At 60.8% G+C, this 22,677-nt stretch carries 17 protein-coding genes; 8 read left to right on the top strand and 9 right to left on the bottom strand.

The features are described 5' to 3' along the window. Positions 1–164: 164 nt before the first annotated feature. From G6R19_RS11405 to dnaA, 5 genes are all read right to left on the bottom strand, one after another. A complete protein-coding gene (locus tag G6R19_RS11405; protein ID WP_163164967.1) occupies positions 165–740 on the bottom strand; it encodes a DciA family protein in 576 nt (191 codons plus the stop codon). Further along, positions 733–1,935 carry a DNA replication/repair protein RecF gene (gene recF / locus G6R19_RS11410; RefSeq protein ID WP_163164969.1) on the bottom strand — a complete coding sequence of 401 codons (1,203 nt, stop codon included), beginning with the start codon at positions 1,933–1,935 and terminating at the stop codon, positions 733–735. The genes G6R19_RS11405 and recF overlap by 8 nt, the downstream gene beginning before the upstream one ends. 45 nt (positions 1,936–1,980) lie before the next feature. Further along, a complete protein-coding gene (gene gnd / locus G6R19_RS11415) occupies positions 1,981–2,865 on the bottom strand; it encodes a phosphogluconate dehydrogenase (NAD(+)-dependent, decarboxylating) (RefSeq protein ID WP_163164971.1) in 885 nt (294 codons plus the stop codon). Positions 2,866–2,961: 96 nt separating this feature from the next. After that, a complete protein-coding gene (dnaN, locus tag G6R19_RS11420) occupies positions 2,962–4,086 on the bottom strand; it encodes a DNA polymerase III subunit beta (protein ID WP_163164973.1) in 1,125 nt (374 codons plus the stop codon). 523 nt (positions 4,087–4,609) lie between these two features. Next, positions 4,610–6,031, bottom strand: a complete 1,422-nt coding sequence (gene dnaA, locus G6R19_RS11425; protein WP_163164975.1) for a chromosomal replication initiator protein DnaA — start codon at positions 6,029–6,031, stop codon at positions 4,610–4,612. A 468-nt stretch (positions 6,032–6,499) separates the two neighbouring features. On the opposite strand from dnaA, the gene rpmH reads away from it, so the two are divergent. The 8 genes from rpmH (at position 6,500) to G6R19_RS11465 (ending at position 12,243) form a co-directional block, all read left to right on the top strand. Then, positions 6,500–6,637 (top strand): 50S ribosomal protein L34, encoded by a 138-nt coding sequence (gene rpmH / locus G6R19_RS11430; RefSeq protein ID WP_003800212.1) that lies wholly within the window; start codon positions 6,500–6,502, stop codon positions 6,635–6,637. Between the two features lie 39 nt (positions 6,638–6,676). Further along, positions 6,677–7,087, top strand: coding sequence for a ribonuclease P protein component (gene rnpA / locus G6R19_RS11435; RefSeq protein WP_163164977.1), 411 nt, complete (start codon positions 6,677–6,679; stop codon positions 7,085–7,087). Further along, positions 7,080–7,475: a membrane protein insertion efficiency factor YidD gene (yidD, locus tag G6R19_RS11440; protein ID WP_205484377.1), complete on the top strand. Its 396-nt coding sequence runs from the start codon at positions 7,080–7,082 to the stop codon at positions 7,473–7,475. Before rnpA ends, yidD begins: the two co-directional genes overlap by 8 nt. A 15-nt stretch (positions 7,476–7,490) precedes the next feature. After that, complete coding sequence (yidC, locus tag G6R19_RS11445; RefSeq protein ID WP_163164979.1) at positions 7,491–8,465, top strand: membrane protein insertase YidC; 975 nt, start codon at positions 7,491–7,493, stop codon at positions 8,463–8,465. Continuing rightward, the gene (locus G6R19_RS11450; RefSeq protein WP_163164981.1) at positions 8,465–9,031 is read left to right on the top strand and encodes a R3H domain-containing nucleic acid-binding protein; all 567 of its coding nucleotides are present in this window, start codon (positions 8,465–8,467) and stop codon (positions 9,029–9,031) included. Before yidC ends, G6R19_RS11450 begins: the two co-directional genes overlap by 1 nt. A 21-nt stretch (positions 9,032–9,052) precedes the next feature. After that, positions 9,053–9,703: a 16S rRNA (guanine(527)-N(7))-methyltransferase RsmG gene (rsmG, locus tag G6R19_RS11455; RefSeq protein ID WP_163164983.1), complete on the top strand. Its 651-nt coding sequence runs from the start codon at positions 9,053–9,055 to the stop codon at positions 9,701–9,703. Positions 9,704–9,792: 89 nt separating this feature from the next. After that, positions 9,793–10,860 carry a ParA family protein gene (locus tag G6R19_RS11460; protein ID WP_275898064.1) on the top strand — a complete coding sequence of 356 codons (1,068 nt, stop codon included), beginning with the start codon at positions 9,793–9,795 and terminating at the stop codon, positions 10,858–10,860. Between the two features lie 66 nt (positions 10,861–10,926). Further along, positions 10,927–12,243: a ParB/RepB/Spo0J family partition protein gene (locus G6R19_RS11465; RefSeq protein ID WP_163164987.1), complete on the top strand. Its 1,317-nt coding sequence runs from the start codon at positions 10,927–10,929 to the stop codon at positions 12,241–12,243. Positions 12,244–17,119: 4,876 nt separating this feature from the next. Here the strand turns inward: G6R19_RS11465 and trxA are convergent. The 4 genes from trxA to murJ form a co-directional block, all read right to left on the bottom strand. Then, positions 17,120–17,446: a thioredoxin gene (trxA, locus tag G6R19_RS11470; RefSeq protein WP_163164989.1), complete on the bottom strand. Its 327-nt coding sequence runs from the start codon at positions 17,444–17,446 to the stop codon at positions 17,120–17,122. Positions 17,447–17,479: 33 nt separating this feature from the next. Next, positions 17,480–18,436 (bottom strand): thioredoxin-disulfide reductase, encoded by a 957-nt coding sequence (gene trxB, locus G6R19_RS11475; RefSeq protein ID WP_163164991.1) that lies wholly within the window; start codon positions 18,434–18,436, stop codon positions 17,480–17,482. A gap of 234 nt (positions 18,437–18,670) precedes the next feature. Next, a complete protein-coding gene (locus tag G6R19_RS11480; RefSeq protein ID WP_163164993.1) occupies positions 18,671–20,236 on the bottom strand; it encodes a discoidin domain-containing protein in 1,566 nt (521 codons plus the stop codon). Between the two features lie 167 nt (positions 20,237–20,403). Continuing rightward, on the bottom strand, positions 20,404–22,650 hold the full coding sequence (gene murJ / locus G6R19_RS11485) for a murein biosynthesis integral membrane protein MurJ (protein WP_163164995.1): 2,247 nt from the start codon (positions 22,648–22,650) through the stop codon (positions 20,404–20,406). Between the last annotated feature and the right edge of the window lie 27 nt (positions 22,651–22,677).

Consider the following 22,677-nt stretch of genomic DNA (forward strand, 5'->3'; position numbering starts at 1 on the left):
TATCCCCGCATTCCAGGGGCGTGGATGGCAGTCGATGTGCCCTTACAAGCCGTAGACCGCGCCTTGGGCGCTCCAACGGTCCGGTCTCCGGGTGCCTATACACCCTCCGGCCCTTCCAGGGCGCTACACGCCAATCAGGGGATTTTCAAGAGTTCGACGGCGGGCTATCCGTAGGTGTCCCGGGGCCCCCGGCCGTTGACGGACCTGCCGCCCTTGCGCCAGCTGGGCGCGGAGGGCCCCAGGACCTGGATGCTGGTGACCACTCCATCGCCGAGCTCCACCCGGAATTTCTCCAGCAGGCTCATGCTGAGGAGCCGCAACTGTGTGGCCCAGGCGGTTGAATCGCACCGGACGTGCAAGGTGGTGCCGGTGAAGCTTTCGGGCGTGCAGTGAGCGGAGATTTCCGGTCCCACCAAGGTGGCCCACTCTGCCATGACGGATCCCACTGCAACCGGCGAGGTCCAGCCACGTTCGGCCACCAGGCGGCCCACTACTTTGCCGAGGCCCAGGGGATCGCGGCCGGTGGCGTGGAACTGGCTGAAACCGCGGGTGTCGCGGATGCCCTTTTTGGCCTTTTGGGATCCGGGGCGCGGTGCGGCACGGCGGATTTCGCCCCGCGCGGCGGCAGCCTCCCGCATTCTGTTCAGTGCAGCCTGGGGTGCATCGATGCTGTCCGGGGTGCGGCCGTCCGCGTCGTGGCGGGGGGCTTTGCCGCCGGCGCTTTCGTCGTCCCTATTCATCGATACCTCCCGCGATGACCTTCACCCGCCGTCCGGACAGCTCTTCCGGTATATCGGCGTCGACGGCGGCGGTCACCAGGACCTGTTCCGCACCCGAGACTATTGCCGCCAGTTTACGCCGGCGCTGGACGTCCAGCTCGGCAAAAACGTCGTCGAGGATCAGGATGGGGGCTGAGCCTCCGGTCCTGGCATCGTCCAGCATCACATAGTACGAACCGAGCCGCAGTGCCAGGCACATGGACCAGGTTTCTCCGTGGGAGGCATACCCCTTGGCCGGTGCCTGGCCCAGGACAAGCTCCAGTTCATCCCGGTGCGGGCCCACCAGGGAAATGCCCCGTTCCAGTTCTTTTTTGCGCGCTTCGGCAAAGGCACGCACGTACCGTTCGGTTAGCTGATCCACCGTCAGCTGGCGCAGGTCTTCCACGTCTGCCGAAGTACCTCCGGCATTGGTGCCGGGAGTGCGCATCACGGGGGCGCCGTCGTCGTCCATCTGGTTCTGGAGGGTGGAGCGGTAGACGGCGTCAGCAGGCTTTGACCCGTCAGTCAGCTCAGCATAAGCACGCGCCACGTGGGGGCGGAGGCGCTCCACCAGTTCAAGCCGGGCGAACAGCAGCTCGGCGCCGGCCTTGGCCATGTGCTGGTCCCACACATCCAGCGTTGCCTCGTGAGCGGAGGTGAACTTCCCGGCGCGGGCGGACTTCAGCAGGGCGTTACGTTGTTTCAGTACCCGGTCGTAATCGCTGCGCGTGGCCGCGTGGTGCGGAATAAGGCTGGCGAGCAGCTCATCCAGGAAACGGCGCCGGTTTGAGGGTTCACCCTTGACCAGTGCCAGGTCTTCGGGGGCAAAGAGCACTGTCTGGCAGATGCCCAGCAGATCGCGGGCACGGACGGGATTACTGCGGTTGATGCGTCCGCGGTTCGCCCGCCCCGCGTTGATTTCCAGTTCCAGGACGGTGGTCTGTCCGCCGCGGACCAGCCTGGCCCGGACCAGCGCGCGGTCAGTTCCGAAGCGCAGAAGCGGCCCGTCCGAGCTGACCCTGTGGGAGCTCATGGTGGCCAGGTAACCGATGGCCTCCATGAGGTTGGTCTTGCCGATGCCGTTGTAGCCCACCAGAACCGTGACACCCGGGCCCAGGGCAAGGTCGACCTGCGCGTAACTGCGGAAGTCAGTCAGGGAAAGGTGTTCTAGGTACACGCGGTTTTCGGCAATTCTGGGAACCTCGCAGGTTCCCGGTGGAGGCTACTTGGCGGGACGGGTTGCGTGTCCGCCGAACTGGTGGCGCAGTGCGGACACCATCTTCATGGCCGGGGAACTGTCCTCGCGGGACTCGAAGCGCGCGAAGAGCGCGGCCGTGATGGCCGGCGCGGGAATCGCGTTGGCAATGGCTTCTTCCACGGTCCACCTGCCTTCACCGGAGTCCTCGACGTAGTCGTCGATGTTTTGCAGGCCCGGATCCTCATCGAGTGCCTTGACCAGCAGGTCCAGCAGCCACGAACGGACCACCGTGCCCTTTTGCCAGGCCCGGAAAGTGCCCGGCAGATCGGTGATGATGTCCTTGGAGGCGAGCAGCTGGTACCCCTCGGCGTAGGCCTGCATCAGGCCGTACTCGATGCCGTTGTGCACCATCTTGGCGTAGTGGCCTGCGCCGATCCCGCCAACATGGACAAAGCTGTCCTCGCGTTCCCCCTCCGGGCGCAGGGCGTCAAAGACCGGAAGTGCCCGCTCGATGTCGGCTGCGTCGCCGCCGGCCATCAGTCCGTAACCGTTCTGCAGGCCCCACACGCCACCGGAAACCCCGCAGTCTACGAAGCGGATGCCCTTGGCGGCCAGGAGTTCCCCGTGCTTCTGGTCTTCGGTGAAGCGGGAGTTGCCGCCGTCGATGATGAGGTCGCCCTGGTCAAGCTTTTCACTGAGCTCCCTGATGACGGCGTCCGTGATGTCACCGGCGGGAACCATCACCCAAATCAGCCGCGGACTTGGAACAGCGGTGAGGAGTTCATCAATGGAGCCGGCATCGGTGACGTCCGGGTTGCGGTCATACCCGGTGACCTCTACACCACCCTTGCGCAGGCGTTCGCGCATGTTGAATCCCATTTTGCCAAGGCCGATCAGTCCGATGTGCATGGTGGAACCTCTTTCTGCGCGAGGGGTGGGAAAAAGTTACCCAACTAGGTAGCGGTAAGTGTCGTTTTGGGCGTCCAAAACGACAGTTGGCGCTACCTAGTTGGGGAGGCGGACCGGCATCACGAGGTAACGGTAGTCGTCCTGGTCTTCGCCATCGGCATCCGCCTGGGCGGTGATCATGGCCGGCTTCGGTGCCGTGGTGAAGGAGAAGCGAACGAACTTGGTCTCGATCACGCTCAGGCCCTCCACCAGGTAGTGGGGATTGAAGGCCACCGTGATGTCGTCACCGGAGAGTTGGGCTTCCAGCTCTTCGGAGGCCTGGGCATCTTCGCCGGTACCCGCGTCAAGGTTCAACAGGCCCTGGGTGAAGGCCAGGCGCACGGGGGTGTTGCGTTCTGCCACCAGGGACACGCGGCGTACTGCCTCAACAAGTTCCTGCGTCTGCACCGTCGCGTGGATGGGGGTTGAATCCGGGAAGAGCGAGCGGATCTTCGGGTAATCACCGTCCACCAGCAGCGACGTGGTGGTGCGGCCGCCGCTTTCGAAGCCGATCAGGCGGCTTTCATCATCCGAAAGGGCGAGGTGGATGTCGCCGCTGTTGCCGAGGGTCTTGGCCACCTCGTTCAACGTTTTTGCCTTGACCAATGCGCTGGTGGAGATTCCAGGAGTGACCGGCTTCCAGGGAACTTCACGCATGGCCAGGCGGTAGCGGTCCGTAGCGAGGAGCGTGATGAGGTCATCCTCGATCTCCATCCGAACGCCAGTGAGGATGGGCAGGGTGTCATCTTTGCTGGCAGCAATGATCACCTGGGAAACGGCCTGGGCAAACGAGTCGCCCGGAACCGTTCCGCTGACGGCCGGCAGGGCCGGAAGCGGCGGGTACTCGGCTTCGGGCATGGTGGCCAGGTGGAAGCTGCTTCGGCGGCAGGTCAGGGTGACTTTGTTGCCATCGGTTTCGACATCGACGGGAGCAGAGGGGAGGCTGCGGCAAATGTCCGCAAGGAGGCGTCCCGACACCAGGATGGTGCCTTCGTCCCGGATGTCAGCGGCGATTTCGAGACGCGCGGAGGTCTCGTAATCAAAGCTCGAAAGGCTGACCGTGCCTGCTTCAGCCTTCAAGAGGAGGCCGGAGAGGACGGGAACGGGCGGCCGCGGAGACAACGAGCGGGCTGTCCAGGTGACGGCTTCTGCCAGGACGTCCCGATCGACTCTGAACTTCACGGAAGGGTGCCGCCTTTCATTGCTGCTGCGATGGTGTTCCGGAAATTTCCCGCAGGAAGTTCCAAAAGGAGTTGCCCCGGCACCTGAACTTGCATGGTCCGTGCTGCCTGGACCACGCAGAAACCCAAGGATGGGAGCGCTGCTGACAGCTTAGCCGGAAGATCAGCGATTAACCCATCCCCAGCCGCCGGCGCCAGGTCCCTTTGGGCCGCTGGACCCTTCGTGTGGTGCTGGAGATCGAACTTGTTATTTGAGGGACTTCGAATTTTTGGGATTAGTAGTGTTAATAACTGCTGTGGAAACTGTGGATAACTGCCTCCGCCCGCATGATCCGGCGGTTGAGCCCTGTTCATGGACTGTGGGTGGAGCAGGTTTTAAACAGGGTGTGGATGGGGACAACATTTTTCGCGGTTTTTCGAATCCACAGGCGCCTTAAGGGTTTTAAGCCCATTAACCGCGGTTGTCCCCTTAAGTATCCACAGGCTTATCCACATGCACCTGTTAATAAGGTATAGATGCTCCGCTAGGAATCGCGCTGCTGCTGCTTGATCCGGTTGGTCAGCTCTGTCACTTGGTTGTAGATCACACGGCGCTCGGCCATCAGTTCGCGGATCTTGCGGTCCGCGTGGATCACGGTGGTGTGGTCGCGGCCGCCGAGCTCCTGGCCGATCTTGGGAAGCGACATGTCAGTCAGCTCCCGGCACAGGTACATGGCGATCTGGCGTGCGGTGACCAAGGTCCTGGTGCGGGATTTGCTGCAGAGCTCCTCCATGCTGAGCTTGAAGTAGTCCGCCGTCTGCGTGAGGATCTGGCTCGACGTAATTTCCTGGGCGCCGTCGTCGGTGATGAGGTCCTTGAGGACCATCTCAGCGAGGGCAACGTCCACGGGTTGCCGGTTGAGGCTGGCGAAGGCAGTAACCCTGATCAGGGCGCCTTCGAGTTCACGGATGTTGCTCGAAATCTTGGACGCGATGTACTCAAGTGCGTCATCCGGAGCGGAGAGGCCTTCGCTGAGGGCCTTCTTCCTGAGGATGGCGATTCGGGTCTCGAGCTCCGGGGGCTGGATGTCCGTCAGGAGCCCCCACTCGAAACGGGATTTCATGCGGTCTTCGAAACCGGCGAGCAACTTGGGCGGCTGGTCAGAGGTGATGACCACCTGCTTGTTGTTGTTGTGCAGCGAGTTGAAGGTGTGGAAGAACTCCTCCAGCGTCCGGTCCTTGCCGGCCAGGAACTGAATGTCGTCGATCAGCAGGACGTCCACGTTGCGGTACGTCGTTTTGAAGCTGGCGCCCTCATCGTCGCGGATGGAGTTGATGAAGTCGTTGGTGAACTCTTCCGAGTTGACGTAGCGGACGCGGATGCCGCTGTACAGCCGCCGGGCATAGTGGCCGATTGCGTGCAGCAGGTGCGTCTTTCCCAGACCGGAGTCGCCGTAGATGAACAGCGGGTTGTAGGCCTTCGCCGGCGCTTCGGCCACGGCGACGGCAGCGGCATGGGCGAAACGGTTGGAGGAACCGATCACGAAGGTATCGAAGACGTACTTCGGGTTCAGCCGGCCGAACTCGTGGGACGTGCTGGGCAGCATGGGCTGCGGCTTCTGCTCAATGAGCTGGTCCGGCGAGAAGGAAGGCTCGACGACGGGTTCGGGCTCTTCGTGGACAGGCACCAGATCGGTGTCCACGTCGATGGCACAGCGGATGTCTTCGGAAAACACGTTGTGCAGTGCGTCGTCCAGCGCGTCCTTCACCTGGGTCTGCAGCACTTCCCGGGTGAGCTCATTGGGAACGGCAACCAGCAAGGTAGAGCCGATCAGGCCCTGCGCCTGGGCGAGGATGACAAAGCCACGCTGCCGCGGTGTGACGCGGTGATCCTGCTCCAGCAGGGTGACAACCCGCCGCCAGGAACTTCCGACAGTATTGGCGTGGTTGGCTTCGTCTACTGTCATCAATCGGTTCCCTCAAAACTTGCTTTGCCTGCATTGCCTGCAGCCGCGAGTCTTGAACCAGGATGGGTTCAGCTTCATCCACAGGGTTATGCACAGCACGTGGATAATCGGCTACTGGGCAACTCTAGGGGATGAAAAGCCTAGAAGATAGCTGGCAAGTAGCTTGTGGATAATTACACCGTTGTTGTTCTGAAAGCAGCCCTGTGAGCCACTTCATCCACAGGCTGGAAGGGCCACTTGGCCACAGTTGTGGATAGCGCCTGCACCCTGCTCCGGTTTGACTCAGGGGCTTAAATTGCCCTAACGTTGTGAAGTCCTTTGTGTCCGCTTTTTGGCCCCATCTGAATCTCCCAGACGCAGTGCGTTTGGGCAGCCGGGGGAAGCGTGCATATACAAAACTTAGCGTCGGCCAGTTCTTCCCCTTTACTGATCGGGTGGGCGCACCTTTGATCCACTGGAGTAACTAACGTGAGCAAGCGGACTTTTCAGCCGAATAACCGCCGTCGAGCCAAGAAGCACGGCTTCCGCCTTCGTATGCGTACCCGTGCCGGCCGCGCCATCCTGGCAGCCCGTCGTGGCAAGGGCCGTACCGAGCTGTCGGCCTAAATACTGACTCGTCGGTAGACATTTCTTTGCGAGTTTAAGGTGCTGGCCACCCGCAACCGTTTGAGGACTGCAACCGATTTTTCAACAACTGTACGTTCCGGTGTCCGCAATGGACGCCGGAACGTAGTGTTATATACGGCAGCCATTGCTGCTGACGAACCCAGCCGGATCGGGTTCATCGTTTCCAAGGGTGTCGGGAACGCTGTGGTCAGGAACCTCGTTAAGAGGAGACTGAGAGAAGCAGGTGCTGCCTCGCTGCGCGAGTACGGTACCGGCTTTGCCATAGTGGTCCGGGCGCTTCCTGCGTCCGCGTCCGCAAGCTGGGATCAGCTGTTGTCGGATTACAACGCCGCATTGGCAGCGACGATGACCCGGCTGGCTGGCCGCCCTTCACGGGCTGCTGCCAACGGTTCGGCCGGTACAACACAGGAGGGGACACCGCGTGCGTAACGCCACCGCCGTCGTCGTCACCTATTTCCTTCCTGTTGCTGCCGCTGCCTGGAGGTTCCTCTGGAACCTGCCCCGGAACATCCTCATTCTTCTGTTGAAGGCTTATCGCAAGGTGATCTCTCCCTTGTATGGCCAGGTCTGCCGTTTCTTTCCTTCATGCTCGGCGTATGCCCTTGAAGCGATCACCGTCCATGGTGCCGTCAAGGGGAGCTGGCTTGCCCTCCGGCGTCTGGGCCGCTGCCATCCATGGAATGCCGGTGGCGTGGACCACGTCCCCGCCGGCCACCGGAAATGGCCGTTGAGCCAGACCCCCACAATTGTTGTGCTGAACAACCCGGACAAGTACCTGGCTGCTCGGACTGATGGAGAAGGCCGCACGGCGGCCTGACGAATAGGGATAAGTATGGACTTCTTTGAAACAATCATGTTTCCGTTCAAGTGGCTTGTGTCCATCATCATGGTGGGCTTCCATGAGGGCCTGAGCACCATTGGCATGCCTGAGGCCTCCGGCTGGACCTGGACTCTGTCCATCATCGGCCTGGTGCTGGTGATCCGTGCCGCCCTTATTCCTGTGTTCGTGAAGCAGATCAAGGCGCAGCGCGGCATGCAGCTGCTCCAGCCCGACCTGAAGAAGCTCCAGGACAAGTACAAGGGCAAGACTGACCAGCTGTCCCGCCAGGCCATGGCGCAGGAACAGATGGCTATGTACAAGAAGCACGGGACCAACCCGTTCTCCGCATGCCTGCCCATGTTGATCCAGATGCCGTTCTTCTTCGCGCTGTTCACGGTTCTCTCCGGGATCTCCGGAGCCGCCGCCGCAGGGAATGGAATCGGGGCCATGAGCCACGAACAGGTGGTTCAGTTCGATGACTCCACCATCTTCGGCGCCACGCTGTCTGCCTCCCTGCTGCATGGCGGTGAGGGAAACCTCACGGCAGTTTGGATTCTGTCCATTGTGATGATCCTTGCCATGACCGCCTCGCAGTTCATCACGCAGAAGCAGATCATGGCCAAGAACATGTCTGAAGAAGCCATGGCCAGCCCCTTCATGCGCCAGCAGAAGATGATGCTGTACATCCTGCCCATCGTCTTCGGTGTGGGCGGCATTAACTTCCCCATCGGTGTCCTGATCTACTGGACCACCACTAACCTCTGGACCATGGGCCAGCAGTTCTTTGTTATCCGCCGCATGCCGACGCCGGGATCCCCCGCAGCCAAGGCCCTCGCCGAGCGCCGGGCCGCCAAGGGCCTGCCGGCCCTCTCGATCCTGAGTGGTAAGAAGGACGAAGATGCCGACGCTGCCGCCGCAGCAGCAGCCGTGGCGCAGGCCAAGGGACAGCGCACTCAGCCGCAACGCAAGAACAGGAAGAAGAAGTAATGTCAGCCGAGAGTACCGAACACGCCCTTTCCGAAGAGATCATCGACGATCAGGACGAGTCCGCTGCCCAGGACAGCTCTGCCCCCAAGGCTTCCTCAGCCAGCCGACTCGAGGAAGAAGGGGATGTTGCCGCGGACTACCTCGAGGAGCTGCTGGACATCGCCGACATCGACGGTGACATAGACATTGAGGTCCGCAACGGCCGTACCTACATCTCCATCGTTACCGAGGAAGAGTCCGATAGCCTGGACAACCTCGTGGGCGAAGACGGTGAAGTCCTGGAAGCCCTGCAGGAACTGACCCGGCTCTCCGTCCTGTCCGCAACGGAGAACCGCTCCCGCCTGGTGCTGGACATCAACGGCTACCGGCAGGAACGCACTGGCCACCTGCAGAAAATTGCCGAAGATGCAGCCGCTGCCGTGAAGAAAACCGGCCAGGCTGTTGCCCTGGAACCGATGAGCGCCTATGAGCGGAAAATCGTTCACGACGCGGTTGCCGACTTGGGCCTGGTGAGCGAGTCCGAGGGCGAAGGCGCCGGACGCCATATTGTTGTATCCGCAGACTAGAGAATTGCGGATTCGCTGATCATGGTTGACATCACGGCAGCTGAGCTTCTGGCAGCTGAAAAGATTTTTGGCGACCGCCTGGATCTCGCCAAGCGCTATGTGGAACACCTCGCCACGTCCGGAACCGAGCGCGGGCTTATCGGCCCGCGGGAGATCCCCCGCCTCTGGGGACGGCATGTCCTCAACTGTGCGGTCATCGAAAGTGAGATCGCCCAGGGAAGCCATGTTGCCGACGTCGGCAGCGGTGCCGGACTGCCAGGCCTGTGCCTCGCGATCGCGCGTCCGGACCTGGAACTCACCCTGATCGAACCGCTGGAACGCAGGGTCATCTGGCTGCAGGAAGTAGTTGACGATCTGGGCCTGGATAATGTCACGGTGATGAGGACCAGGGCCGAACTTGCGGTTGGCCACGTGGAGGCCGACGTCGTGACGGCACGGGCCGTGTCCGCTCTGAGTAACCTCGCCGGCCTCACCATTCCGCTGCTGGGAGGCCACGGAGAAGTGGTGGCCATCAAGGGCCGCAGTGCGGCTGAGGAAATTGAGAAGGCAGCGAAGGTTATCCGCAAACTGGGGGGCGTTCAGACCTCTGTCATCACGGTTGGCGACAACCTTTTGGAAGAACCCACCACTGTAGTACGCATCGTCGTAAACAAGTCCCAAAAGAAGGCCTAGGGTAGGCCCGGCGGCCACAGTCTGCCGGGGTAAGCAGTTAGGCTAGTCAACGGCAGCAAAAATAGCTGAACGAGAGTGAGTGTGCCCCAGTGACCAGTAGCGAAGCCTCCACGCAACGGATACCGCCGTTCGTGTCATTGGGGTCAGCACGTTCTCTCGCTGGTGCTGTTTCGGCCACCTCGGGTTTACTCGGGAATCAACCGCGTCTGGTCTCAAACTCGTCTCCTGTCCTCGTTTCACGTGAAACAACTTCTGCGGGTAGGGCGAACATTATCGACGCAATTGATGATTCCAGTCCTATCGCCCGGGAATTGGCGCACGAGACCCGCCGGCGTGAGCGACTTGTTGGACGGCAGTTGCCGCGTCCCGAGAAGACGAGGGTCTTCACGGTGTCCAACCAAAAGGGCGGCGTCGGCAAGACCACCACAACAGTGAACATCGCGGCCGCCCTTGCCGCCGCCGGACTGAATGTCCTGGTGATAGACATCGACCCCCAGGGCAACGCCTCCACTGCCTTGGGCATTGAGCACCACGCGGACGTGGACAGCATCTATGACGTCCTGATCAACGACGTTCCCCTGGCCGATGTGGTCGCGCCGTGCCCGGATATCGACAACCTCATCTGTGCACCGGCCACAATCCACCTGGCGGGTGCAGAGATTGAGCTTGTGTCGCTTGTGGCCCGCGAGCAGCGGCTGCGCCGAGCCATTGATGTTTACGCAAAGGTTCGGGAGAAGAAGGGCGAACAACGCCTGGACTACATCTTCATTGACTGCCCTCCAAGCCTTGGCCTTCTGACGGTTAACGCCTTCTGCGCAGCGAGTGAAGTCCTGATTCCCATTCAGTGCGAGTACTACGCACTGGAGGGACTGAGCCAACTTCTCAAAAACATCGAGATGATCCAGAAACATCTCAACGCCGATCTCGTGGTCTCCACCATCCTCCTGACCATGTATGACGGCCGCACCAACCTGGCTGCCCAGGTCGCCGCCGAGGTGCGCCAACACTTCCCCGAGCAAGTATTGTCTGCGGTTGTGCCGCGCTCGGTTCGTATCTCCGAAGCTCCGAGCTACCAACAAACCGTGATGACCTACGACCCCTCATCCAGTGGAGCCCTGTCCTACCTGGAAGCCGCTGCTGAAATAGCAGAACGCTAAAATCTTCAAGAACTGCAACAACTGGAGTCCGGCAAGGCCGGGCTCTACCACTGGAGGGATTTACCCATGAGCGAGAAGCGAAGGGGCTTAGGCCGCGGTCTTGGCGCACTGATTCCAAGTTCCGCCGGTGCGAATGGGGCTGGCAACGGCGCAGCGGTTTCGCGTCCCGTCGATCTCTTCTTTCCCGAGGGACGCAGGAAGACTGTGGCGCCCGAGACGGCTGCTGACGCTTCAGAGGCAGAGGAATCAGCGCCGCCGATTGGAGCTGTCACTAAGTCAACGACTGCGCCGGATTCTGCGGCCAAAGCTACCAGTCCTTCGCGTAAGCCGGCTGCAGCGAAATCCTCCACGCGAGCAACTGAAGCAGCCGCTACCTCCAACAAATCAGGCAGCAGTTCTGCAACTAAGACCGCTGCGGGCACCAAGAACGAGCACAGGTCTACGGCCCAAACGGATGCCGAGCCGGCGGTGTCCGCCAACGAGGACGGGCAGGAAGTTCCGGTCAGCGGGGCTGACGATTCGTTTGATTCGTTTAAGACGGATACGGGCGTGGAACTGGTGCCGGTGCCCGGCGTTCGATTTGCAGAAATTCGCGTTTCTGATATTCATCCAAACCGGAAGCAGCCGCGCGCAGTCTTCGATGAGGACGACATGGCGGAGCTTGTACACTCCGTCCGCGAAATAGGTGTCCTCCAGCCAATTGTCGTCCGTAATTCAACTGAAGACGGTGGAGAACCGTTCGAGCTTGTTATGGGCGAGAGGCGCTGGCGTGCGGTACAGGCCGCCGGCATGGAGACTATCCCCGCAATCGTCCGGGACACCACCGACGACGACCTCCTGCGGGATGCGCTGCTGGAAAACCTCCACCGGAGCCAGCTGAATCCCTTGGAAGAAGCGGCGGCCTATCAGCAGCTGCTCGAAGATTTTGGTACCACCCATGAACAGCTGGCCGACCGCATCGGCCGCTCCCGGCCCCAGGTTTCCAACACCCTGCGGCTCCTGAAGCTGCCGCCGTTGGTCCAACGTCGCGTGGCAGCAGGAGTGCTGTCGGCAGGCCATGCGCGGGCGCTCCTGGCACTTCCTGATGCCGCAGCCATGGAACGTCTGGCACAGCGGATTGTGGCTGAGGGTATGTCTGTACGCGCCACCGAAGAAGCCGTGGCTATGTACCAGGACCCGGCTAAGCCGGCGAAGAACAACATTCCCCGTCCTGGTGCGCGGCACGAGCGCTTGGACTACCTGGCTTCATCGCTCTCCGACCGCCTGGACACCAACGTCAAGATCTCGCTTGGGGTCCGCAAGGGCCGGGTCAGCATCGAATTTGCCAGCGTGGAGGATCTTAACCGCATCATGGATGTGCTCGCGCCGGGGGCAAAAAACTAGTTAAGGTGCGGGAGGGTTTGTGAATGCCTCCCTTAGGTGCTTTCTTCCGCAGTAGACGTAATTTGTGCTGCCCAAATTTGAAGGGCTATGGCCTTTTTCCTTTGTGCCGTGAATTGGGAAATGCTGTTGAATCTATAGCAAGTGTGTTTCCGCATAAGCCAGGTTCGGCTACCTGGTACGAAGCCTCAGCTGCAATTGCCGTGGTCGCTTACTCGTAAGGCTGTCCCCGATTCGCACCGTTTGCTGCACGCCATAGCTCGTGCAGCTGTCCGCGGTTTTCCGCGGCCGCTGTTTCACGTGAAACTTCTCCATCCTTAGCGGATAGCTCGATCTGTGTCCATAGATGCACATGCCCGTCATACGAAGCTTGCCGCTGCAGGCTGTTATAGGCGTCTGCCTCACGCGGCTCCTGTCGCCGCTCTAGCCGTGCTTCTGGTAGCAGGTGCGTGGCGTCTATGAACGCAGCTCAGGTTCCAGCGCGCAAAGTTGGCGGACTATGTCGAATGTCCTATTCCTTGTTGCTTCGCTCCTTCCTTTAGTCCAGCGCTCGTTCGGGATGCGCTGTAGTCATAGAGCGGTCCTCCGTACCGCCTGTAGCTGCTGCCGGTTGTCCTATGGGATGTCTTCGTGCAAGAGAAGGCGTGCGCTTACCCTATTCAGCTATCGACAGCAACTTAAGGGTTTCCAGTTTCTCGAGGCCTATTCCGGCGTTGCTTCAGCGAGCGGCGGGCAGGCTCACAGCTTGTTTCACGTGAAACACCTTTGGCAGGCGCGGGAACAGCAAAGACTACCGTGCCCTGATAGCTATTGGCCAGATCCTTTCAGCCTGGTTGTCACTTCTCACAACAAGCAATCGTGAGAACCTCTAGAACACGGGTGGTGGAAGCATTGGCTTCCGGATTGCTGGTGATGCGCAGGAACTCCTGCTGGTCCGTGCACACCTCGCAAGCGGGCCGGAGAATACCGCTTTCCTAGTCCCTGAGGCTAGAACACATTGGCGCCGCTCCTAGCGTAAGGAGTGAGACCTGGTTCGTACTTGGCGAAGGTCCCCGTACCTCTGGGAACGTAGGCCCAGCCGGCTGTAAGAGGCAACATAGCAGCACGCGGATCCCCCGAGGTTCTGCTACAAAGCCGAGCAACTTGGCCCGCCCATAGGGACGTCAGCGACAGCCGGGGTATGACGATTGTCTCCGTGGCACTTCCGGTCATTGCGTGTTCGGTCATAGGACGCTGCAGCAGCTGCACCTAGCGCTTCTTGCACCAGGCTGACGTCCAGCATTGTCGGGAAGGATAGGGCGAGAGTGGGTCCTATTAGGATTCCTAGAGACCGTCAGGATAGCGGCCTGAATCGGGCAGATTATTGCCAACTGATTCGATTCTGGGATTGGGACGTGGGCAGTGTTTGATTCTGTTGGCGGGTGCCCCTTCCGTAGTCAGGCCGGATCAGCGCGTGCCGCGTCGTTCCCCATTGTTCTTCGTCCTCTTCAAGCTGCTGAGCTTGTCTTGCTTGCACAGGGATCGCAGGACTGTTTCACGTGAAACACGGACGACCGGTCTCCCCTGCGTGGTTAGTCCGACGGCGAAGGTCTGATCCGCCACGACGACCCATTATCGCTAGTACGACGGAGGCCTACCGCTGCCTCTTCCAAAGACAGGCGTAAAGATCGGCCGATGGTTTGGGTCGTAGTTAGTGGGGTGATGAGTTGTCACGTCAGCCCGCAGTGAAATCGATATAAGCCGTCGGTCTGGCCCAATCGAGCAGATGGCAGAAGCCTTATCCTCCTAGCTATCGTCTGTGCATAGCTCTGGTGCTGGTGGCCTCTCCCGACATGGAAGGCCGCAGATTTCGCAGCACCGGTCGAGCTTCCACTTTGCTTGGTTCCTGTGGAGATGCCCATATTGCCCACAGGTAGTAGCGAAAGGATCATCGCGATGCGGCGCGGCCAGCGAACTCGTGCTGCTCGTTCCCCTAACTCCTAAGGACGCACAGGATTTGTAGCAGGGTCGGCGTCAGCACGGGCGTCTCCATCAACGGCGCTAAGCCAGTTTCTACCTACTCCGCCTATAGATTCCCCGCGATGCGGCCATGGAGAAATGCGACGGGGCCGCCTCGATGCGGTGCATATCACTGTGGATAACTCTGTGGACAGATGCCCGGCGCCTTGTGGATGATTGTCGCGGTCGCCACGGTGTTTGTGCCCGTCGGCGTGGTGCTACGAGCCCTAGGTACGGATTCCCTCTGTGGGTGTTTCACGTGAAACACTAGGAGAACAGCGCAGGGGCGCGAAACTGCCTGGACTCGTCTAGAAAATCAACCAGTCTAGTATTGCAGCAGGTGATACTTTGCCGTTGAAGTGCACGAAGTAACGCATCCGGAGTCTTCCATCGCGTTTCGTTGCGCCAAGTAGGGCGCTATCTCTGCTGATGCTTACCTGGGGGCCGGGAAGTGGCTGCCTGTGAAGTGGCAGGAGAGCTGTGGATAACGCTGTTGACAAGCAGGATGCGGGCTGTGGATAACAATGGGGATAACGACGGGACGCGCGCGCTATAGGACAGCAGGTGACCACCTAGTCACTGCGCATACCAGGCGCGAATCGATCTGCCCATGTGAAGCAGGTAGCGGTAAGGAGTGTGGGGCTGTATCCTGGGCCGCCGTCGTGAAGACGCGGCCTTGAGGTTGGGCCGGCCACCGGTTAGGCACCCTTGCTGTGGCACATTCTATAGATCTGGTCCATCGGCAGGCCGTGGAGCAAGATCCGAAAGATCTGTTTCACTCTCGCGGACGTGAGAGCTGTGAGCGGCTCGGCAGCTGCTCTCTAGCGTGGGTCAGCAGCCGGAGAGACAGGAGTGCGAAAGGTGGAAAGCGGGTGCGGTGGGTGGGCAGCGCGTCCGATGTCATGTATCTCGCTGGTGGTGTGCGGTAGCCCTCCAGGTGACAGACTCTGGCTCCCCCAGCGGGCCTTACACGGACCACATCGAATTAGAAGGTTCCGCGGTGGTCGTAGGGGCATTGGTGAGAGGGAACCGGACAACCCCTATTTCTGTCCAACTTGGCAGCGTTCGTTTCTTGCCAAAGGGGCAGCGCGTGCCCCGAGCCCTTGAAAATGGTACATGTAAAAGCCCGCCGCAGGAGAGAAGGCGTCGTAGCTGATGTTTCACGTGAAACGTGCGGGTACACCTGAAACTTGCCGGGCGGGCGATGCGACATTCGAGTGGCACGCTTGGACGACGGGAAAGGGTGCATTCGGTGGTTCGTAGGAGACGAACGAACGCCGTTCGTGTCTAACCCAAAACTAGGATGATTTGCTCGGGGCAGGCGCCGCCGCCGTTTCACGTGAAACAGCGGCCGCTTATCCGCGATCATTTTAAAGTGCGCCTGCATCAGTCCGATCCTACAAGGGGCAACCTATTGAACGACTCCCCTAAGCACCCTGTCATGCCGGAAAGCATTTCACGGTGACCTCAGTAGTTGCACACGGTAGGCCGGCCCAGTGATTGCATGAATAGAAGCGGGGCTGGTTGGTGCCTTTCCGCGTTCGGCCTAATCAAATGACGGGTGGTTTGAGTACGGGAGCCATTTAGGTCACCGAACTGTGCCCTCTAACTCCAAGGCCAGGATGCGGATAATTGATAGCCACGGTGACATTAAGGACCCTTCTTGGACTGCACCTTACGTACTGTGGGCTGATAGCCTGTCCTCGCGCGAGCTTAGTGGGGATGTCGAAATTTCTCACTTTCGATCGTCGTTTCGAAAGCGGCCCTGCAGTCGGGTTCCAAAATGTGGGGGGTTGCTCGATTCGCCCCTCTCGCCAGAGGCTTTGATCAGCATTCACTGGCCCTATTGGCGTCGGTCCAAGAGGTGTCTCGAGGCAGGCACTGGCGTTACAGAGTCTATGCCTCGTTCGGACTCTGTCGAAGTGTGCCCTTGTACCGATTTGGTCAGTCGACATTTCCTGAGCAATCGTCTAGGGGCTAGTTGCCCTCTCGCACGATCGAAAGCCCATCTTTCGCACCTTCTGTCGACTAACGTCACAACGAACATTGCCGAAGACACCATTCATTGGGGTTTGGCTGTTTTCAGCCGTTGGCAGCACGGAACTCCATCTGGGGCTACAGCGGAGACATTATCCAATTCGCGCTCAAGCGCGTCCTTTTCCATGCATCTCCGAATAACGCTGAGTCGCAGGGTGCTTCCTGTACGACTGTGCATTCAGTCCAAAGGGTGGCTTCTTGTTTCACGTGAAACAGCAGGACCAGAGCAGTGAATAGCGAGGCTTCCGAGCTGATTGCCCAAGTCCCAGGGCCGAACGCTCTGTCGCAGGGTGGTTTGTACGTAATAGCGAACACGGCACAGGAATGCAGTTGGGAAAGACCGCGGGATGTTCTGCGAATAGCCCGTGATTCGCAGCGGCGACAAGGGGCAGCCGTGCGGCCTGGAACTGGATCTCCTCAGGGAAACTCTATAGGTGTGCGCCATGAACATTTACGAGAATATGAAGTGATCGGAATTAGCTGATCGTGCACTTCGGTGTTGGAACGCTGCCCGGTTCCAGTACTCCGCCATAGTCCTTCACTTCGCTTGGAGCCTTCGTGCCCTCCCCACGCGCGTAGTCGCGTGTGTTTCACGTGAAACGGCTCGGTTACCACGCGGTCCCTGGAGAGTTACGCCCCAGCCCGAGATCACACGATTGAATGCTGTAGCTGTACGTTTCCGTACGGTCCAGCGCTTCCCAGGCAATCCCGGTGCCTTTGGAGGCGTCTCCGCGAGCGAGACAGTGGAGACGCACGGAAGCACTGGAGCCAAAAAGAAAGTGGTCACCGCCCATGAGCGGTGACCACTTCTGTACTTGCAGGGCAAGAGCCCGGGAGTAACGACCTAGGAAAGGACGTCAGCAAATTCCTTCTCGAAGAACTGCTTCGGCTTTGCGCCGATGACGGTGCTCTTCACTTCCCCACCCTGGAACAGGTAGACAGCCGGAATCGATGTAATACCGTACTCTGCCGCGATGGTCGGGTTGTCGTCCACGTTCAGCTTCACAACGTCAACCTTTTCGCTGTACTCGACGGAAATCTCGTCCAGGATCGGGCCGAGCTTGCGGCAGGGGCCGCACCATTCAGCCCAGAAGTCCACGATAACCGGCTTATCTGAGGACAGAACGTCCGTGCCGAAGCTAGCGTCTGTGACGTCTTTTGCATTGCTCATAGTTTTATCTCTCTCTTCGTAGCGCTTACGGACTTAGGCTTGCAGGTCTGCGAGGTAGTGTTCGACGTCAATAGCGGCAACACATCCGGAACCGGACGCTGTGATTGCCTGTCGGTACGTGGGGTCGATGACGTCGCCGGCGGCGAACACGCCTGACAGGCTGGTCTTCGAACTCCGGCCTTCGACGGCAATAGTTCCCTCCGGCGTCAGGTCCAGGACTCCCTTAACGAGATCAGTCCGGGGGTCGTTGCCGATGGCGACGAATACGCCCGTAACCGCCAGATCAGAAATGGAACCGTCCACAAGGTTCTTCAACTTCAAACCGGTGACCTTTTGGTCTCCAACAACGTCGTCCACAGTGCTGTTCCAGATGAAGTTGATCTTCTCGTGGGCCAGTGCGCGGTCGGCCATGATTTTCGACGCCTTCAACGTATCGCGGCGGTGGACAACCGTTACCGATTTCGCAAACTTGGTGAGGAACAGCGCCTCTTCCATGGCAGAGTCTCCCCCACCGATGACCGCAATGTCTTGGTCCTTGAAGAAGAAACCATCACAGGTTGCACACCAGCTGACACCGTGCCCTGAAAGCCGCTTCTCGTTCGGGAGGCCGAGTTCACGGTAGGCGGAGCCCGTGGAGAGAATCACTGCCCGTGCCTGGAAGCTTTCGCCGGTGGCGATCGTGACAGTCTTGATAGGTCCTTCGAGCTGGAGCGACGTAACGTCCTCGAACTGAATCTCGGTGCCGAAGCGTGCTGCCTGCTTCTCGAAGCTTTCCATCAGGTCCGGCCCCATAATGCCTTCCGGGAAACCCGGGTAGTTCTCAATATCGGTGGTGTTCATCAGTTCACCGCCGGCAGTGACAGAACCTGCCAGCAACAGGGGCTTCAGGTTGGCGCGGGCAGTGTAGACAGCTGCCGTGTAACCAGCGGGGCCGGAGCCGACGATGATGACATCACGTACTTCTGACGTGGTGTTTTCTGCGATGGTCACTGAACGGTGAACCTCTTCCTTATTTGACGCGCCCCGCTTTGGAGGCCGGCCACATGGCACAACTGATACTGCAGGCTGAATATTCCGACCCCAGGGCACGGCGGATTACCGCGGACAGCAGTAAGCGAACTCCGCGAGACGCTCTTTCCAGATTACCGTCCCATGGCAAACCCAAACACAGTAAGGATTACAGCCCAACCAGTTTCGCCGAAGCGGCGCAGTGGCAGTGGGGGTTTACTGGACCTTGATCTCCGCCAACCGGAGGCCGTAGCCATAGCGCGTCTTTGGTGCAGCCAGCCGGGGAAGGGAGTTGATGGACACAATGACGTACTGGGCCTGGACCGGCTCCGCGAGCGGCATATTAAGATCGGTTGACGTAAAGCTGTTCGTCCCCACTGCCTTCGCTCCGTCCAAAGACGGCTGATCGTTGGTGTACACCGTGATGTTTCCACCTGAACCACCCAGCTGCGAAAGCGTCACTGAAGAAACCGTTGCCGGGTTCTCAAGCTTCACCACCAGCGGCACGCCCTGTGCGGCGAGTCCTCCCCAGTTTTCCGTGGCGAATTCCATGTCCGACCAGTAGCTGGCCGCGTTACCGTCGTATGCCCTGACCAGGTCACCGTCAAAGGTTGCGGCAAAGTCGAAGGTACCCTGCCGGCTGACGCTTTCAATGGCCGGCGGGACGGCGGGCGGGGCCGAGGTAGGTGCCTGCGTTGGCGCGGCAGAGCCTGCGGGAGCGCCATTGGCGGTGGCAGGAGCTGAAGGATTGGCCTGCGGCTCCGAGGAAAAGAGGCTGCCAAGGTTTGTCACGGCGAAAACGAGCCCGGCAATCAGAACGACGGCGAGCAGCCCGCCCACCAGCCAGCGCATGGATCGCGGTTCACGTGCCGGTGCATCCCGGTCGTCGTCATAATCGTCCTGATCAGCGTAGGAGGGGCCGGCAGGGGCGGCAGCGGCAGCCGGCCGCGCAAACACGGGAGACTTCTTCTTGGCCGGCTTTTCATCTCTAACCGGAGTGTCTTCGTACCGGTCCTGGTCTCCGGCGCTTGCGTAATCATCCTCAGACCAGAGGGACACCTTCGGCTTCCCGCTGCCGGCCGCCTCGGGCTGGTTCCTCTGGTTGGACTCGAAGCTGGCAGTTGCCGGATCTTCAGCAGGCCGGGTCGACGGGCCGGCGGGGCGAGCTGAAGCATGGGACGCCGCAGCCCCGGCCGCAGCCCCGGCCGCGCCGCCCAGAGCTGCTGCTCCCATCGGGGACGCCCCGGACGGCTTACGCCCGGCGGGTGAATTCGTCGGCCGGACAGGAGGCCTTGGCGGCACTGCGGGCGCAGCACGGAAAGGATCAACCTGGCTGGGGTGCGTATCGCCGTAGTTGATGTAGCCAGCGTCCACGTGATCTTCGTCGTCGTACGGCTCCGGCTCGTGGGACCGCGGCTGCCCAAAGATTTCACTTCCGAGCGTGTCCGTAAAGAAGGGCTCCACATAGGGAGGGTTGGATGCCACCACAAGATCCAGCAGGTCCGCCGCGGACGTGTGGTTGGTGATGAGGTAGGTGGCGGCCTCGGTCACGCCGAGGTCCAGAACCTGAACCGTGCCGGGGCGCTCACCTGTAGCAACCTCGCGTGCGCTTTGGGCAACCTGCTCGGTGTTCTCTGGTCCGGCAACCAGGATGCTGACAGGGCGGTTAAGCACCTGGTCCACACCATCCAGCACCAGATCGTGGTCGTGCGAGGCCAATACAGTGGCTGTGACCTTGTAACGGCCGCCCAGTACTGATCCGACATCGATCGGGTTGGACACGTGTTCCTCCTAGACTGTCCGGTATTGCCGGGACGGATGACGCAACCACCGTTCAAGGGGCCGCCGGGGAGGCTTGCCCTTGAATGCAACTACCCCTGTTCCCTATCGATCCTAGCCGATTGCGCCTTACGCACCGTGGACAAAGACAGCGGCAGACCGCGCCAACATCACTTTTTCGGCGGCCGCCGCGGCCTGAAATGGGGGTTCTCGCCGGCCTTACCCTGGAAGGTCCGGCGTCCGGGAAGTGGGATCTGATCGCGCAGCAGTCCGCCGCGCGCGGTGCTGGGCTGGTCCTCGCCGGGGAGGTACGTGCCGTCGCCGCCGGGGTGATGTTCGCCGTCGGCCGGTTCCCGGCGTCCTGTCCCGCGCTCGGGGACTGGACCGGCGCGGAAGGAGACGGCGTCAAACTCTCCAGAAATGCGTGGGATAAGCCCGGTATCCACGGAGGTGGTGGCGCGCTCGGGTGCGCGGCGCCGATGGTCATCCGAGCCTGCTCCAGGTGTATCGTCGGACGGCGGGGTCCCGTCTTCCTCAGCAGGCGCAGCAGTCCCGCCGCGCCCCAGCCTTCCCAGGAGGGGACGCAGCAGGTCGCGCAGTTCCGAGACGCGGAATAGTTTGAGCAGGACGAAGTAGGCCGCCAGCATGATGGGGCCCACCACGATGACTGTTATGAGCGCGCTCAGCCGATCACGCCAGGCGAATCCGTCCGGGCTGTAGCTGCCCATCAACCACAGCGCTCCCGCACCCGCAACCGCGGAACCAAGGGCGGCGTAGCCCATCCGGATGTAGGAGTTGGCGATCCGCGCGCCGTCCAGGTGCCCCAGGAGGCGCCGCAGGAAAAAGGCACTGATAACCACCGAGAGGATGTTGCCCACCATATAGAGCACCGCAATGGCGTAGATGATCTGGTTCACGGGCAGGAACTGGATGGCAAACGCCCCGGCCACGTAAACCACCGCCAGGAGCAGTTGGATGTAGAAGGGGGTGCGGGCATCCTCGTTTGCGTAGAAGACCCGGGACATCATGAAGTTGGCGCTCATGAACGGCGTGCTGAGCGCGAGAATGGTCAGCGTCTGGGCAAGCATCACGCCGTCCTGGCGAAGGCCGCCAGAGAAGAACATCCCCAGCGGACCGGCAAGGGCGAAGAGCGCCAACGCACCGAACACGGTGGCTACAGCCATGGTCCGGAGGCCATGCGAGAGGGCGTCGCGCAGTTCGGCGCGGTTGCCGTCCTGCGATGCGCGGGTCATGCGGTTGAAGAGGACCGTGGCGAGGGACAGGGCAATGATGGAGTGCGGCAGAAGATACAGCTGGCTGGCAACCTCCAGCACCGCGTTGCCGGGAAGCATGTACGCGGCAGGGTCGCCGGCCTGCTGGAGCCGGATACGCTCGGCGCCGGGAATGGTGGCAATGCGCATGACGTACAGGAAGGCGAGTTGCCCGACGGCGGCGGTCAGCAAGGTCCAGACGCTCAGCTTTGCTGCCTGGCCCAGTCCCACTCCCCGCCAGCCGAACCGCGGCCGGAGTCCCAGTTTCAGCCGGATCACGGGAATCATCAGGATGGCGGTCTGCGAGATGACGCCGATGGTGGAGAAGCCGGCCACCAATAGCGTTTGGGTGTCACCCCAGTTGTCCAGGGTGTGCGTATTGATCTCGTTTGAGCCGAAGATCCAGATGAACATTCCCAAGCCGGCAATGGCCACCAGGTTGTTCAGGATGGGCGCCCACATGGCCGGCCCAAAGGCGCCGTTGGCATTGAGGACCTGGGTGAGGAGCGCGTAGAGGCCGTAGAAGAAGATCTGGGGCAGGCACCAAAAGGCGAAGGCCACGGCCAATGCTTTTTGCTGCGGGGAGTAGCCCTGGGTGGTGAGTTCGATGACCCAGGGTGCTGCCAGCGTCACCAGCGCCGTTAGTCCCAGCAGGAGCAGGACAGCCAGTGTCAGCAGCCGGCTGATGTAGTCCGCTCCCCTGTCCGGAGCCTTGCTGGCCTTGATGATCTGTGGCACCAGCACAGCGTTGAACACCCCGCCGGCCACCAGCAGGAAGATCAGGTTGGGCAGGTTGTTGGCGTTGATGAACGTGTCATTAACGGTGGAACCGAGGCCGAGGGCCGTGCCCAGCATCCAGGTCTTGCCAAAGCCCAGGAAACGCGAAACGAGGGTTCCCGCGGCCATGATGGCGCTGGACCTGGTTTCACTCGCCTGCTCGGCGCCGGCTTGTCCGCCGTCCAAGGGAGAGCCGTCCACGGGTGCAGCCAGGTGCGCGGTTTCCACGGGGGCGCTGTCCTGCGTTGCGCTGTCCAGGGGTGCTGCAGCCTGGGGCGCGCCGTCCAGGGGTACACCGTCTGCAGGTACGCCCTCTGGAGCGCCGCTGGCCCGGCCGGCTTGATCGGAAGGAAAATTGGAAGCTGACATCGAGTTCATCGTCTCACCCGCAGCCGC

Origin of the sequence: Arthrobacter sp. Alg241-R88, from assembly GCF_900537115.1 — a bacterium.
GTDB lineage: Bacteria > Actinomycetota > Actinomycetes > Actinomycetales > Micrococcaceae > Arthrobacter.

What these genes read in the sequence shown, in the direction of transcription:
- rsmG (WP_163164983.1), top strand. Translation starts at nt 9,053, where the DNA reads ATGGTTGACATCACGGCAGCTGAGCTTCTGGCAGCTGAAAAGATTTTT.
- murJ (WP_163164995.1), bottom strand. Translation starts at nt 22,650, where the DNA reads ATGTCAGCTTCCAATTTTCCTTCCGATCAAGCCGGCCGGGCCAGCGGC.
- gnd (WP_163164971.1), bottom strand. Translation starts at nt 2,865, where the DNA reads ATGCACATCGGACTGATCGGCCTTGGCAAAATGGGATTCAACATGCGC.
- yidC (WP_163164979.1), top strand. Translation starts at nt 7,491, where the DNA reads ATGGACTTCTTTGAAACAATCATGTTTCCGTTCAAGTGGCTTGTGTCC.
- dnaA (WP_163164975.1), bottom strand. Translation starts at nt 6,031, where the DNA reads ATGACAGTAGACGAAGCCAACCACGCCAATACTGTCGGAAGTTCCTGG.
- G6R19_RS11465 (WP_163164987.1), top strand. Translation starts at nt 10,927, where the DNA reads ATGAGCGAGAAGCGAAGGGGCTTAGGCCGCGGTCTTGGCGCACTGATT.
- G6R19_RS11405 (WP_163164967.1), bottom strand. Translation starts at nt 740, where the DNA reads ATGAATAGGGACGACGAAAGCGCCGGCGGCAAAGCCCCCCGCCACGAC.
- G6R19_RS11450 (WP_163164981.1), top strand. Translation starts at nt 8,465, where the DNA reads ATGTCAGCCGAGAGTACCGAACACGCCCTTTCCGAAGAGATCATCGAC.
- trxA (WP_163164989.1), bottom strand. Translation starts at nt 17,446, where the DNA reads ATGAGCAATGCAAAAGACGTCACAGACGCTAGCTTCGGCACGGACGTT.